This is a genomic window from Mesorhizobium sp. M0189 (assembly GCF_040322135.1).
In the GTDB taxonomy this organism is placed as follows: domain Bacteria; phylum Pseudomonadota; class Alphaproteobacteria; order Rhizobiales; family Rhizobiaceae; genus Mesorhizobium.
In genome coordinates this window covers 1-13,943 of record NZ_JAMYSW010000046.1, presented here as the reverse complement: position 1 = coordinate 13,943, position 13,943 = coordinate 1, and the positions used below count along the sequence as shown (strand labels likewise).

Sequence of the window (13,943 nt, the reverse complement as noted above, 5' to 3'; positions counted from 1 at the left end):
GCCAGCGGTAGCTCTCCTTCGTCTCGATCGGCACGCGCGTGGGATTGATGTGCCGCTTGAGCGCGAGCGTTCCCTTGAATTTCGTTCGGGTCCAGAACTTCACCGCCGTCAGACCGAGGGGTGTGCCGGTGAGGGTGACGGCCAAGCTCGAATGCATCAGCACCCCGCACAAGGTCAGCACGTTGGGCTGCCCAGCCCTGTAGCGCCCGGCGTTGATGGTCTTGGTGGTGAAGCCGATTTTGTGCGCGCGGCTGTAGATAAATTCGGTCGTGTCCTGCAGGATAAGGATCGGACCTTCGTTCGCCGCAACGCGGGCCGCAGTCGCGGCGAAATGGCCGGCGAGAACGCTGTGTTCGGTCACACGCGGGTTGTCAAAGAAGCGGTAGGCCGCCTTCGCCGCTGCCCAGTCGCCACAGGCCGCCGGGATCGGCTTGCCCGGCGCTGCTGACAGCTGATCCAGCAACCGCTGCAGGCGGCGGACCAGGCGCTTGTCGGGAAGGGCCGCCGCGCAAAGCTCTTCCTGCCAAGCGGCTTCGCTGCTGCCGTTCTTGTCTCGCATCCGTGACGCCTCCGTGATTCGGCGTCACGGACAGAATCACAGCAGATTCATACGCGGCAATAGGCCCGCCGACGATGTGGGTAATCGAAAGCTTCGCCGGAGGCGTACTTCGGTCACTCCAACCATCCACCGATGGTCGTCTGCTTCTCGCCCGTGCTGGTGGAGACTTCCACCGGCACTTCGCTGCCGGGAGATCGCTCAGCGGGCCAGAACTCGACCCTCGCCGACGTTGTCGACGGCGCGATACAAACACATCCACCCGCCACGAAGCTTGAGATCGGTTTCGTCGACATGCCATCTGCCGCTGATGCCACGCTTCCCAACATCGGTCCGCAGGTTAACCCTAATGTGCTAAACGCAGCCTAGACTAGTTTCCGTCCATAAACGGCAAACGATTGATTCTGTTGGATGAATCGCGGCTTTGCGCGAGCAAGGCCCGGCGGTTTCAGGTATCTTGGATCATGCACTGATTCCAAAGCCTTGCCACCGCCGGAGCCGACAATGCGCCAAGAACGCACCGTCCAAGCCAGCATATTCGATCTTTTCGCCACGCACGAGATCGGTCACGAGTTGAAGGCGATGTCGCAATGGCTGGATGAGCATCGCGATCTTATTGGCTTGGTGGCGCGCGATTTGGTGCGGGTCGACGTCAAGGCCACCGGACGGCAGGGCCTGCCTGCCGAAACGGTGTTGCGCTGCGCGATCCTCAAGCAATACCGGCAACTGAGCTACCAGGAGCTGGCGTTCCATCTTGAGGACTCCGCTTCGTTTCGCGCCTTTGCTCGCCTGCCTTTGTCATGGAGCCCGCACAAGTCGGTGCTGCAAAGGACCATCAGTGCGATCCGGTCCGAGACCTGGGAGCAGGTCAATCGGGTACTGCTGTCGAGCGCTCGGCAGGCGAAGCTCGAAGATGGCGCAGTCGTGCGGCTGGACAGCACCGTGACCTCGGCACTCATGCACGAGCCGAGCGACAGCAGCCTGCTTTGGGATGCCGTGCGGGTCATGGTGCGCCTGCTGAAGCGGGCTGACGCCTTGGTCGGCGGTGCCGGCTCAGCATGGCGCGATCATTGCCGCGCAGCCAAGAAGCGGGCTCGCAAGATCCAGTTCACGCGCGGTCGACCCAATCGGGTCCAACTCTACCGCGAGCTGATCGCAATCGCCCGTGCGACCTTGACTTATCTGGAGCAGGCGAGCGAGCGATTGGTACTGGCGAGCACACCGTCCATCGCACTGTGGCAGCTCCAGGTCCGTCACTATCGGCCGCTGGTCGAACGCATCATCAGACAGAGCGAGCGGCGGGTATTGGCCGGCGCGCCGGTGTCGGCCGGCGAGAAGCTGGTCAGCCTGTTCGAAGAGCATGCCGATATCATCGTCAAAGGCAGCCGCGACACCGAGTATGGCCACAAGCCCAACCTGACCACCGGCAAGAGTGGAATGATCCTCGATCTGGTGATCGAGAAAGGCAACCCGGCCGACAGCGACCGATTGCTGCCGATGCTGGAGCGTCACATAGGCATTTGGGGTCAGGCGCCACGGCAGGCAGCAGCCGATGGTGGCTTCGCCACGCGCGACAACCTGGCCACGGCGAAGGCGTGGGGCGTCTCCGACATGGCCTTCCACAAGAAAGCCGGCCTCAAGATCGAGGATATGGTCAGAACCAAGTGGGTCTATCGCAAGCTGCGCAACTTTCGCGCCGGCATCGAAGCTGGCATCTCGTGTCTCAAACGCGCTTACGGACTGGCGCGCTGCACTTGGCGCGGCCTTGATCACTTCAAAACCTACGTCTGGTCCTCGGTCGCGGCCTACAACCTCGTCCTCTTCATCCGCCTCAGGCCGACCTGATATCGGCTCGGCATCGCAGCCGTCCCGCCGGCAGAGCCGCCGGCAATGGCGTGCGTCCGATCGTTGCCAAGCACTGCATTTTGTCGATCATCAACTATTCCTGACCTGTCCATGCCCGTCAACGGCGCTTCCGGTCGGATCCAAGAGATTGCAAATGCTGCGAAATACCGGCGTTTATGGACGGGAAACTAGACTAGACCATGAAGCTGAGAAATCGGTCCGCGTCGCTTGATAGCGCGGAAATTGCATTTCGAGCCTATCGTGAAGTGCAGCGCCCCATCCGCCTGATTGCAGATGTAGCTCAGGAAGTAAAGGAAAGTCGCGCGAGCCCCGTACACTCGTTCAGGACCATGGTCGCGCAGGCGTGCTGCATAGAGTAGTCCGCCGATGGGTGCAAGCCTCCGCACGCCAAATCGGCGCGTAAGAGTAGGACTGAGCAAAATTATCAAGTTGGCGGCTGCCACGCCGGTTTCTGAAGTCGAGCCAACGAAGATCTCGTCTCGACCGATCGAAAGAAGGTACACCGGAAGCAGCGCAGAGAGATAACCGTCGCAAAGGAAATCAAGTATATTTCGTCGATGAATAGACGTCATGGCCACAAATGGCGAATGTGAGAGCCCCTAGATGTCGGAATTGTTATTATTTCACGTCGTTGTTGACCGATGCCTTGCGGCGTTTACTTTGGATTTCGCGGCGCATTATTTTCACGGACCAGCAGAGAACTATAATCCGAGCGCTGTTTAGCCTTTCTCAATCCAGATATTTCGTCAACCGCTCCAGGATACATTTGTTCGTGGATCTGACGCGCCAGGGAAATGGCGCGTTCATAGTCGCCGTCCAAATGGACGCGCAACACTGAAGAATCGATCTCTGTCACGACGGTTCGTGATCCGATGAATATTAAGCGGGTGCCCGTCAGCGCGACAAGGCGCATGGCAAAATCAATATCGGCTACAATGCATATGCTTGGCCCGTCGTTGACCTCCGTACAGATCGTACTGATGTCATGTCGATCAAGAAGTGCGTGGAGGTTGTCGCGTTCCGCGAAGCTGCCGCATGCTATCACCGCCGCGTCGCGAGCCACTGTCACGGAACGGGCGTTCCCATGGCCTGTTACAATCGTGCCCGTGACAGCTCCGTCGCCAGTGAGTGATTTACAAACAATTGTGACCGCGTGCCTTTCGGCGTAATTCACCGCCCTGTGGTGGAGTACCTTTGCGCCGTGTCGCGACATCTGTGCGATTGCCCCATAGCCAATCTCCGGAATCAGTTGTGCTGGTGGGACGATATAAGGGTCTGCCGTATAGACGCCGGGAACATCCGAGTATATTTCGCAAGCGTTCTCTTCCAACATTGACGCAATAACGATAGCTGTCAGATCAGAGCTATTTCTACCGAGCATAGTTAACCTGCCAGAGCGATCGATCGCCTGGCCGCCTGCCGCAACGACAACGTCATGTGCCTGCAATGCTGCAATAATTGGCTTGGAATCTACATTTTCTAATGACGCGCGACCGAAGTCTGAATTGGTGCATATTCCAAGAGAATAGCCGTTCAAAGACGTTACGGGAATCCCTAACCGACTGACGGCAGCCTCCAAAAGGCAGACACTGAGCATCTCTCCGGTTGCGAGTGCCGCATCGATGTTCGACGGGGAAGCTTGCTTGTTGACATCGAGCATGACCGCTTTCAGGTTACCGGTTGTTCCCGACATCGCGCTGACCACGGCAACGATCTTCTTTTCACCTGCCGCTAGTCGGCCGGCTATGTGCCCAGCAACTCGACCATAGTCCTGAGGATCCAAAAAACTAGAGCCCCCGAATTTCAAAACGGACGCGTTCATGTTCCACCAATCGCATTGTTAGCAATTGCAAGCTGTGCGATGAGAAGTGCGTTGAGCGCGGCCCCAACCTGGAGATTGTCTGCGACAACCCAAATCCAGAGCGCGCGCGGGTTCTCGGGGTTTACTCTAACCCGGCCGACGTGAACAACCGCCGGATCTTCCAGAAAGCGCGGCGTGGGATATCCTTCGCGAATTCCGTCTGCATAGAGCCGAACACCTGGCTCTTTGCGAGTAACTCATTTACCCTTTCGAGGCAAACCGGCTCTTCGAACTCGAGGTATACCGCCTCGGAATGGCCGTTCATTACCGGAACTCGGACGCATGTGGATGTCACCCGGAGATGAGGCGCGCCAAAAATCTTTCGAGACTCCTGAACGAGCTTGCGCTCTTCGAGTGTCACGCCTTCCGGGGCGATCTCTCCAATTTGCGGTATTACATTGAACGCAAGAGGAAAAGGGAAACGCTCCGCGCTAGGTGCTGCGCGCCCATCCAGTGCGGTTCTGGTCCCGTTCAATAGCTCGTCAATTCCTACCAAGCCGCCCCCCGACGCGGACTGGTAGGTGGTCAAAATGATCTGATGAATATCAAAGGCAGTTACCAGTGGTCTCAGGGCTCTGACCAGCTGGATCGTGGAGCAATTCGGGTTTGAGACGATGCCCGACCGTGGGCGAACGGCGAGCGCACTCGGGTTAACTTGCGGTACGACGAGTGGTACATCAGGGTCCATTCGAAAGGCGTTGGAGTTGTCAATCACCAGGGCACCTTGGGCTGCTAACCGAGGTCCCCATTCGGCGCTTACTGCGCTACCCGCGGAAAAGAATGCGATATCGGTTTTGGCATCATTGAACTCGCCGAGTGGCTCCACGATGCAGATTTGATCTCGGAACTTCGACTGTCGACCAGTCGAATTGGGGGACGCCAGCAGCCGCAACCGAGAGACCGGAATTTGGCTTGATTCCAACAACTTTATCAGTTCAACGCCGACGGCCCCGGTGGCGCCAATGATAGAAATATCTAAGGTTCTCATGATATGCCTCTTTCGGGAGGTGCGACAACAGTGTTCCGTCGGGGGAGCTGATGCAAGAGCAAAGGCAATGCCGCCGCGTCATCAAGCACGTAATCCACGCCGATCGAGAGCAATTCCTCTTTCGTTCTGGCCGCTTGATCTCGGGTTACGCCAAGATTGCCGCCTACTATGATTGGACAAGAAATAAGAAGGTCCTTCTTTGCATCTCTTATTGACTTCAAATCTTCATATGCATGGCCATTTAAGCTTCCAATAACCATCGCATCGGCGTATGGATGTGACTGGAACGCATCCACGAACTCTTCGACAGGAGTGCATGCGCCGAGGTTGATCACCCTAAATCCGGAGAGGCTAAGCTCATATTCGATGAGCTTATTCGCAACCACATGAGCATCACTCTCCGCAACGCCGAGAATAATGACACGATCTCCAGGGGACGGTTCGGTGGCAAATCGCGGCGTAGCTGAAATGTTCACTGCTTCCTCCTATTGAGATCGCGTCAAGCTCCCGGCTGGGATTTGGCCGCCGATGACCGCCCATAACTATACCGAGATGGAATTCTCAAAAACTACTGAGATCAGTAGGTGGGCAGAGTTGGCTGCTCTCGCTGTGCCTCACGCTGAAAAACGTCCAGCATACCGTCAGATGTTGGAGGTGCTGAAGTAGGCCCGGTCCGCGGACCTCCGGGGCGGGCTTCTTATTCAGAAGCTTGGCCGCCTTCGATCCCTTGTCCCCATCACGCGCCTGTCTGTTGCTGCTGCAGTTATGGGCCTGTAGGCAACGCGTGCGCGTTGTCCAAGCTTCGCCGATGGAGAAGCGTCATGTCCACAGCCCTGTCGTCGAGGGGCCGGTCACATCATGGCGCCAGACCGCCATTGGCATGCGGTTGCCCAAGGCCCGGTGAGGATGTCAGCTATTGCAAAAAGGACACCGTCCTGTCTAGGCGTCCTAGGCGTCGCGGCCCGGGAGTAGTCGTTTTCAGGGAGCGTCGCAGCTGTTCCTTGAATCTCCTCCGCGCCCGCCCATGGAAGTCCTTGCCGGCAGGGGGGGGCGAGGCGCCCGGTGAAACGTTCGAGGTGAATTACGAGCCCAGACTACTCTAGCTGTCGCCGGCAGCCATGGCCATGACCTGCGCCTTGGTGACCATAGGTACGCTGTCGAAGTAGCTATCGAGTGTATTTCCAGGCGGCAGATGCGCTTCGGCCAGATGGCATTCGATCCGGCGCCGATCGCGCTCGGCCAGCTCATGCATGGCAATGGCCGGCAGGGCCATCCCTACGATCGGCCTGTTCGGCAAACTGCGGCCGGCATGCGACGTCTCCCGCACAGGCCGCGCCGATCAAGGCTTCATAGCCGTTGAGGGAAGCAAGCCGCACCCGGGCCGGAGCTTTCGCAAGACGGCAATATCGGGCAGGTCGCCAGCGTCGATGGCCTCGGCGACTTGCTCGGCAAGCTCGCGTTAGCGGCCGCGACTTGTAACTGTGATACTAGTCACCAATGGCCGTAAACGGTATGATTGACCAATCGATTAAGTCGGCGGCACGCTGGAGTATCGCCTCGGTCTCAGCTAGGCTGGGTGAAACAGCCGTGACACATCCGAGACAGTCTCGGTAATCGCCTTTCCTGACGATTGGAGTCTTGGGTTCAACATAGAATTTCACCTCGGCCACACCCGATACAGTAGCAGCCCGGCTGTTGCCACCGATCCAATCGAGGATCCCATCGCGATCAGGAACGAGGATTCGCGCGGCTGCGGTCTGTGACCGGCTCCTACGCAAATTCCATTTGTCGCCAATGGCAAGCTTGATGTGCTCGGTGATTAGATCAACGCCGTAAGCCAGCTGGACCAGTTGGGGATCGGGCGCACCAGCAAGCCGCGGATTGACTTCAATGACAATCGGGCCATGCTTCGTCCACCGTAGTTCAATGTTCGTTGGACCCCAGCCAAGGCCGAGAGCTCGCAAACAGCTCAGCGAAACATCGACGATACGCTTATGCTCATCGTCACTCAGCATGGCCGGAAAAGTGAACTGACGATAGACGAAATGCGGTGGATGACCGAACTCAACAGTCCCAATCCCAATGACCTCATTTCCCATTATCTGAGCGGTATAATGGGGGCCTTGTGCGAATTCTTCGACCAGAATTCTCGGCGAAGACCGCCACATATGCTTTCCGCCCATTAGAAAGGCCGTATGTTCGGCTACCTCATCAACGTTGCGGGCTAGTCGGACGCCGGCGCTGCCACTGCCGACGGCTGGCTTAAGAATCACAGGAAGCCCAATCTCCGCGGCAGCACACTCCACCTCCGTCGCATTCGCTGCCACTCGATAAGTCGGCACTGGAACACCGGCCTCTGCAAGGAGTTGACGTTGAGCGAATTTGTCGCAGCACCGCTCAATGGTTGCGGGGTTCGGGCCCGGTAGCTTAAAATGTCGGCAGAGCATGCCAACTGTCGCATAGACCGACTCGTCGAGGCCCGTAAAGCCAGTAATGCCAACAATTTCATAAGTGGCCCCTAGACGGGAACATTCGTCGACCAGAGCATCGACATCGCCTGTATCGACACGGATTGCATCAATGCTTTCTGAAGATAGATAGCCATACTGGGATGGATCAGCCGAGAGCGTAATTGGACGAAGTCCAAGATTCTTGGCTGCCTTGACGTAGAGAAGACCATTACCCGTATTACTGCCCTCGACCAGGATGAGCGCTCTGTCTGACATCATATTTCCATTGTGTTTGGTGTTGTACGGAACTAAGGGTGAACAGCACGAGTTTTATTAATCTTATATTCTATCTCCGTCGCTATTAATTTTCCGGGGAGATTGATGGTAGATGAACCTCTATCTCCTAAACGAGATTCAGGGGACGTATCAGCTTTATACTTGCGCTGTGCGGCTAATGAAATTGGACAATTCGTCTTGCGTTAGCCAAACAAGCCAATCGTCATCATCGATACCTAGCTCGGGTAAGCACAAAACCGCCCCCTCTCGTTCTCTGTGAAGATATCCGTATTGATCGGCTATTCCCTTCTCGATTATCCAAGTTGGGACAAGCGCATAAATAAAATCGGGTGACCACTTCGCCAACGCCAGCCCAAAAGCAACACCTGCAAGCGTGCGAGGTAGGCCGCGTCCTCTAAAATCATCTCGGAGCCAAAAGTCGCCATGATAAGCTACGATCCGCGTTATGTACCGAGCAGTGGGAGCGTAGCAACGACATGATGAGCCAGGCGCGGCTTGGCTCCGAGGATTCTCAAAGCAAGCTTTCAATGACTCGAGGTGCCAAGCCAAGTTGGTGTTCGTCAGGTCGTCTACACGAAGCGCTTGAACATGCGCTACTTGGCCAGATTGGTCTCGTCCGACGATCCAAAACGCCCGGCCAGGTTCGAGCCGTGAACAATCGGAGCGGAAGTTCGGGTAGGTCGGATATTTCCCAACAAGATTTGCGATGATCTCGGCATAATCGTCGAAATCTTCTCCCACTGAGAGTTCTATGCCATTTCTGCGGGCTATAGAATAAAAAAAGCAAATAGATCTTGACACCTCAAGGTTTGTCGGTTTTTCGTTCATTTTTGTCTCATAGTTCTTTCACAACCATTTCCGGCAACGCGGTTGAAAGGGTGCAATTCGGTTGAAATGATCGGTCATTAATAAATGCGGAACATAATAGATGATACTACCTTGTTTGGGGGTTGACCTGCAGCCGGGAGCCAGGATTAATGGTCTATTGCAATGCCGTTGAGGGGAAAATAACTCTCGAGACTGGGAGCGACCGTAGCCGCTAATGTGCATCTTGAGCGAACGCATCAGCGATACCGAACATGAGGGGCAATTGGAGCCGTTTCTATTCTTGCTGGGATTGGCGAGTACCAAAGAACGGCCGGCAACGAAACTACCATTCCGGGTAGGCGCACCGGTCGAGGTTACAACTTAAAACCGCGGAGGAACCGTCAGACGTTCGATTGGGCACTGGTTGTCGCGCCAGACTGGGGACGTCGCAGCGATCGAGGCAGGCGGGCTAAATCGTGTCCCGTCGACCGTGAAGAACGGAAGCCTTTGATTCCATCTAGGATTCTGCTCCAGTTTGCGTTTGATTTTGAAAACGTGCCCGTACGCGCGATTCGACTGTTGTGGCGAAGCTGCGAGGGAGCGAGCGATGCGGCCGAAGGACGGCGCGAAAGCGGGCAGACCGACCTGTTACGATCATCCCGGCACGACCAGATCCTCAAAATGGATCATGCGGCGGTGAAACTGGCCCGGTCGATCGACTGGCGTTTCCTCGAACAACGGCTTGGCGCGGTCTATGACGACGATCCCGGCCGGCCGCCGCTGCCGACTCCGACGAGGCGCTGTGCGAGCGCTGGCTTGAGAACCCCGATTACCAGCTGCTCTGCGGCGAGGAGTTCTTCCAGCACCGCCTGCCCTTCGACCGCAGCTCGCTGACGCGCTGGCGTCTGCGCATGGGCGAGGAGCGGCTGATGGCCATGCTCCAGGAGAGCCTTGCGGCAGCGACGCGGCTTGGGGGCCAAACCGGCCGACTTCCAGTGCGGTGATCGTCGACATGGCCAGGGCTTTTGCCTCTATTACAAGGTCCTCCAGAGGGGCCGCTTTCCGTGGCCGTCAGCCGCCGATGGGACGGCTCGCCTGACGACGGCGCAATTGGTGATGTTATGGGAAGGAATTGATTCAACGTCCCGACTGCCGGGGCAGAAAGCGAAACACGAAACCGGTCAATGAACCCCACGAGGTGGCCCCTGTCGCGCTTTCGGCAAACGCGATCATGCGCCGCCGTCCGGCGCGTATCGGCGAAGGCAGTTCGCGGGCGGAGGGAACTCGATCCTGGGGCCTGCTGCCCAGATTGTGGAGGTGACTTGCGTCTTGTGGGCGAAGACGCCAACGAAATTCTCGGCATGATCGCCGCGCAGAGAAATCCTGTCGCTGCTGCGAAAAGCCAGCGCCGAGCCGGCTGATCCTAGTCAGCATGGCGGGCGCAGGCCTTCTGGCTTACTCCTTCTCGATGTTCGACGACCATCTGCCACTGTATCGCCTGAATGAGATCTTCGCTGGCATGGGTGCCGATATTCCTGACAGCACGCTGGTCGACTGGTGGGGTCGCGCCACGCAGATACTCCAGCCGCCGATCGAGCGGATCGAGGCCGCGCGATCTCCTCAACGCCGACAACCCCCGATCCGGGTGCTGGATCGCTCTCTACGAGATATGGGGTTAGGTAAGGGTGTGAAGAAGGGCAGATCTGGACTTTTGGATCAGCGTCCATGGGCGGGCGCGGCTCCACCGGGTGCGGTCTGTTACTTCGCCCCGGACTGGAAGGAAGACCACGTTCACCACCATCTCACGCAGGCGAGTGGCATCCTTCAGCCGATGGATACAAAGGGTAGTTTTATGAGCCAGGAGCGGGCAGGATACGCCGCTTTCGTGAGGCGGCCTGCTGGGCGCATTGGCTACATGACTTCCATAATATCTGGACCTCGAACAAATCCGAGATCGCGCGAGAGGCCTCGATCGTATCGGTGCGCTATACGACATCAAGCGCGACATTGCAGGTCAGCCATCGCAGCCTGGCGACGACGACACTATACGCCCAGGTCTCAACGGCTGTGATCGGCCGGACCGCCAGTCCTTTTGACCAACTCCACATGGAGATCACGCCGTCCGGCTGAGCCGCGCGTCATGCGCCCGGATCTGGAAGTGGCGGATGTATTCCACCGTCACGGGGCTGATTATCGCCGCGACCATGCCGGCCATCTCGGGCGTGTCGAGCGCCGGGTCATCGCCCGGTGGAGGCGTGCCGGACCGCGGCCCTGGGCGGTCACGCCGACAGTGCACCGACTGCGGGCTCGTGCGGCAAGCCTATAATTCCTGCCGCAACCGCCACTGCCCTAAATGCAGAGGCCTAGCCCGCGCCCAGTGGCTGGCCGAGCGGCAGGCTGAGCTGCTGCCAGTCCATACTTCCACGTGGTCTTCACCGTTCAAGCCCAGATCCCTGAGATCGCCTTCCAGGACAAGGCGGCGGTCTCGCGATCCTGTTCAAGGCCCGCATCTGAAGCCTTGAGGGTGGCGGCGGCCGATCCAGGTGTCTGGGCGCCGAGATCGGCGTGGTCGCCGTGCTTCATACTTGGGGCCAAAATCTCAGCCATCATCCGCATGTCCACTGCGTCGTGCCGGGGCGGCGGCCTGTCGCTCGAGCCTGCCACGGCGAAGGCCGGGGACCAGCGACGGATCGCCTGCCGGCAGGGATTTTTCCTGCCCCTGCGGGTTCTGTCGCGCCTGTTCAGGCGGCTATTTCTGGAGCGCCTGCAGGACGCCTCCGACGCTGGCCAGCTTCGCTTCTTCAGCGATCTCGCCAGGCTGGCCGACCCTGCCACCTTCTGCGCCCAACTGGCTGGACTGAGGCGGATCGAATGGGTCGTCGACGCCAAGGCTCCGGTCGGCGGTCCCGAACAGGTTCTCGCCTATCTGGGCCGCCACACCCATCGCGTCGCCTTCGCCAGCCGGCTCGTGAGCCTGGACCAGGGCAAGCTCAGCTTCCGCTGGAAGGACTTTCGCCATCACGACAAGTCCAAGCACAAGCCCATGACCTCATAGAGGCGATCGAGCGTTGCCGTCGCCTCTGCAGCAACGAACCTTCCGTGGCGACGCCGCCGCAGCCCGGACAGATGTCCAGGGAGCGTCCTGACAGCGGCAACGCTGGCGATAGTCGGCGGTCAGGTCCGGCGGCGGCGGCGGCGGTACCAGCCTCCGGACGATGGCGCCGTTCTTCTGCTCGACCCAAGCCTGATCATTATTTCGATATGCCCGGGAACGGGTCACTTCAATCCTTGACTTCGACACCAGCAGACCACGACTTCGTTCATGAGGCGCTCTCATTGTCGAAGTCGACGCCCAGCAGCGGAAAGGGAAACAGCGATCTGGTCCGCTTGATGGCAGCGATCACAAGACCGCTTTCCCGGGTCCGGACCGGCACGCACTCGCTCCAGCCCGTAGCGATATCGGTAAGAACCATCGTCTGCACAAAGCTACCGGACGAGGAGGTGCCGGAATGGGCCACGAGTCAACCTCGACATAACCGGGCGGCGGGTCGTCCAGTCCCCGAAGGTGCGAATCGGAACCGATCGGCGCAACGGCGACAACCTCTCCTACGGCAGTATCATGAGCGTCTACGATGGCACGGACGAGGCAATCACCGACCTGGCCGACGGTGGCATTGACGAGCTGAGACAAAGCTCGCCCATGCCCGTCGTTCGACCAACGAATGGAACGACTTCCTCGACAGCTTTGTCGACGACGAAGAGCCCATCGCGCGCACCAAAGCAAAATTAGCGCGGTAATAATCGGCCGGTTGCCGTTCGTCAGCCAAAAATGGTCGCGATTTATCAATGGCCTCCATCTGGAGACCGTGAATCTGGACAGCCGCATCAATGGAGCCCTTTATGGGTCCGGGCCCTAATCCGATAGCTGGGCGGGTTAGCTTGTTTCAACCTTGGCCTACTACCGACGCAAAAGTGTCAGCGTAGCTAAAGCATTTTGCAGCTCGCGATCCGCCAATCCTCATCGCTGCGCGGGTACGAACCGCATCTCCGAACGCGCGAAAAATCCGGACGGGTGGGAATGGCGAACCTGCGAGCATTTCCCCACCGATCCGCTCCCACAGTTCCATCGTCGGTCACAGCTTCGACTTCAAGCTGTGGCCCCAGCCGGCCTACTGCTTGGCGGTGCATACAATTTACCTTAATTTTCTCTACGCCGAGCATGTCGGAGAGGCAGCCACCCATCTTGACTCTTAACGTCTGGCGGATTGCAAATCGCTCATCACGGCTGTCGCTCGATGGCACCTTGCGGATCAAAGGCAGCGTGCTCGCACCCGTATAAGGCATGATGGCCCGAAACTTGCCTAAGTGACACCGACTCACGGGTAGACGATGTTTTGTCTTATTACCGCCGTTGCGTAACGTTGGTTGAGTGTGGAATCAGGGTCTGATACGTCCAATGTCGTTCACTATAGTGATCTCAGTTCCAAATGGCTCTTTGGAGACGATCCAGAATTTTTCCCCTACTTGCCCGGTTGCAAGTCGCGGGACACGGCGGTTGGCAAACCTTTTGGAGCGTCCAAGCTCGATCGGATTTTGCTCAAATCGGCTGATGGCTACAATGCTCTCGTAAAAAACGTGTTCAGAAAGCGCCAGGTCCGTATCGTATCCTCTCACCATCTCGTTTGTTACATCGGCATCCGTGTCGATCCGCGGATCCTTTCCATAGGTCGAAAACATATCAGCTCCGACAGGATCATAGTTTTCCGCGGAATGGAGCGGACGAAAGCCGTTCTCGCGAGGCTTGAACTCCATCGGTTCCTCCAAAGACAGGTGACAAGCAAACCCGCCCGCTTTTATCCGCGGGATCATTCAGGTGCTTCGCATTAATGTTAGTACACCTGGACGTAACCACCATATGATCACGGCTGACGCGGTGTTCTTCCAAATGGTTTTTGCAGATCGTCGATATCTCGTATCGAGATGCGAAAGGGGAGGCAGCCCTCTCAGGAGCACTTTAGTACTACAGTTGCGGATGTCGATGCCGTTTGTAGTGACAGATGGTGGCCGCGGCCTGATGTCGTCGTCGCCATAGCGACCAGGCGATGATGAAGGGCTTTT

8 protein-coding genes and 8 pseudogenes are annotated in these 13,943 nt (G+C 57.8%); 6 read left to right on the top strand and 10 right to left on the bottom strand.

Features of this window, described 5'->3' with window-relative positions; translation table 11 throughout:
• Together NKJ09_RS32120 and NKJ09_RS32115 are read right to left on the bottom strand one after the other, a co-directional pair.
• On the bottom strand, positions 1-559 hold a 559-nt coding region (locus NKJ09_RS32120; RefSeq protein WP_352764745.1), incomplete at its 3' end, for an IS4/Tn5 family transposase DNA-binding protein.
• A 219-nt stretch (positions 560-778) separates the two neighbouring features.
• Positions 779-877, bottom strand: a pseudogene (locus NKJ09_RS32115) (DDE-type integrase/transposase/recombinase); the annotation flags it as partial.
• A gap of 183 nt (positions 878-1,060) precedes the next feature.
• Here NKJ09_RS32115 and NKJ09_RS32110 point away from each other — a divergent pair.
• On the top strand, positions 1,061-2,401 hold the full coding sequence (locus NKJ09_RS32110; RefSeq protein WP_352764743.1) for an ISNCY family transposase: 1,341 nt from the start codon (positions 1,061-1,063) through the stop codon (positions 2,399-2,401).
• A gap of 676 nt (positions 2,402-3,077) precedes the next feature.
• Here NKJ09_RS32110 and NKJ09_RS32105 read toward each other — a convergent pair.
• From NKJ09_RS32105 to NKJ09_RS32085, 5 genes and pseudogenes are all read right to left on the bottom strand, one after another.
• The gene (locus NKJ09_RS32105) at positions 3,078-4,244 is read right to left on the bottom strand and encodes an amino acid kinase family protein (protein WP_352764740.1); all 1,167 of its coding nucleotides are present in this window, start codon (positions 4,242-4,244) and stop codon (positions 3,078-3,080) included.
• Positions 4,241-5,271 (bottom strand): annotated as a pseudogene (locus NKJ09_RS32100) (aspartate-semialdehyde dehydrogenase). Before NKJ09_RS32100 ends, NKJ09_RS32105 begins: the two are co-directional and overlap by 4 nt.
• Positions 5,268-5,747: a cobalamin-dependent protein gene (locus NKJ09_RS32095; protein ID WP_352764737.1), complete on the bottom strand. Its 480-nt coding sequence runs from the start codon at positions 5,745-5,747 to the stop codon at positions 5,268-5,270. The pseudogene NKJ09_RS32100 and the gene NKJ09_RS32095 overlap by 4 nt, the downstream one beginning before the upstream one ends.
• A gap of 626 nt (positions 5,748-6,373) precedes the next feature.
• A pseudogene (locus NKJ09_RS32090) lies at positions 6,374-6,575 on the bottom strand (hypothetical protein); the annotation flags it as partial.
• 183 nt (positions 6,576-6,758) lie between these two features.
• On the bottom strand, positions 6,759-7,997 hold the full coding sequence (locus NKJ09_RS32085) for an ATP-grasp domain-containing protein (RefSeq protein ID WP_352764734.1): 1,239 nt from the start codon (positions 7,995-7,997) through the stop codon (positions 6,759-6,761).
• A 1,407-nt stretch (positions 7,998-9,404) separates the two neighbouring features.
• On the opposite strand from NKJ09_RS32085, the pseudogene NKJ09_RS32080 reads away from it, so the two are divergent.
• The 4 genes and pseudogenes from NKJ09_RS32080 to NKJ09_RS32065 form a co-directional block, all read left to right on the top strand.
• A pseudogene (locus NKJ09_RS32080) lies at positions 9,405-9,799 on the top strand (hypothetical protein); the annotation flags it as partial.
• Positions 9,777-10,013, top strand: a complete 237-nt coding sequence (gene tnpB, locus NKJ09_RS32075; protein ID WP_352764732.1) for an IS66 family insertion sequence element accessory protein TnpB — start codon at positions 9,777-9,779, stop codon at positions 10,011-10,013. The pseudogene NKJ09_RS32080 and the gene tnpB, both read left to right, overlap by 23 nt.
• A 7-nt stretch (positions 10,014-10,020) precedes the next feature.
• Positions 10,021-10,849 (top strand): annotated as a pseudogene (locus tag NKJ09_RS32070) (IS66 family transposase); the annotation flags it as partial.
• Positions 10,850-10,965: 116 nt separating this feature from the next.
• Positions 10,966-11,859: pseudogene (locus NKJ09_RS32065) on the top strand (IS91 family transposase); the annotation flags it as partial.
• Positions 11,860-12,024: 165 nt separating this feature from the next.
• On the opposite strand, the pseudogene NKJ09_RS32635 reads toward NKJ09_RS32065, so the two are convergent.
• Positions 12,025-12,422, bottom strand: a pseudogene (locus tag NKJ09_RS32635) (transposase); the annotation flags it as partial.
• On the opposite strand from NKJ09_RS32635, the pseudogene NKJ09_RS32060 reads away from it, so the two are divergent.
• A pseudogene (locus NKJ09_RS32060) lies at positions 12,415-12,623 on the top strand (hypothetical protein); the annotation flags it as partial. The pseudogenes NKJ09_RS32635 and NKJ09_RS32060 sit on opposite strands and share 8 nt — an antisense overlap.
• Before the next feature lie 186 nt (positions 12,624-12,809).
• On the opposite strand, the gene NKJ09_RS32055 reads toward NKJ09_RS32060, so the two are convergent.
• On the bottom strand, positions 12,810-13,169 hold the full coding sequence (locus NKJ09_RS32055; RefSeq protein ID WP_352764730.1) for a gamma-glutamyl-gamma-aminobutyrate hydrolase family protein: 360 nt from the start codon (positions 13,167-13,169) through the stop codon (positions 12,810-12,812).
• 93 nt (positions 13,170-13,262) lie between these two features.
• Positions 13,263-13,637, bottom strand: coding sequence for a hypothetical protein (locus NKJ09_RS32050; protein ID WP_352764727.1), 375 nt, complete (start codon positions 13,635-13,637; stop codon positions 13,263-13,265).
• Positions 13,638-13,943: the final 306 nt, after the last annotated feature.

What these genes read in the sequence shown, in the direction of transcription:
- NKJ09_RS32085 (WP_352764734.1), bottom strand. Translation starts at nt 7,997, where the DNA reads ATGTCAGACAGAGCGCTCATCCTGGTCGAGGGCAGTAATACGGGTAAT.
- NKJ09_RS32050 (WP_352764727.1), bottom strand. Translation starts at nt 13,637, where the DNA reads ATGGAGTTCAAGCCTCGCGAGAACGGCTTTCGTCCGCTCCATTCCGCG.
- NKJ09_RS32110 (WP_352764743.1), top strand. Translation starts at nt 1,061, where the DNA reads ATGCGCCAAGAACGCACCGTCCAAGCCAGCATATTCGATCTTTTCGCC.
- NKJ09_RS32105 (WP_352764740.1), bottom strand. Translation starts at nt 4,244, where the DNA reads ATGAACGCGTCCGTTTTGAAATTCGGGGGCTCTAGTTTTTTGGATCCT.
- NKJ09_RS32055 (WP_352764730.1), bottom strand. Translation starts at nt 13,169, where the DNA reads ATGCCTTATACGGGTGCGAGCACGCTGCCTTTGATCCGCAAGGTGCCA.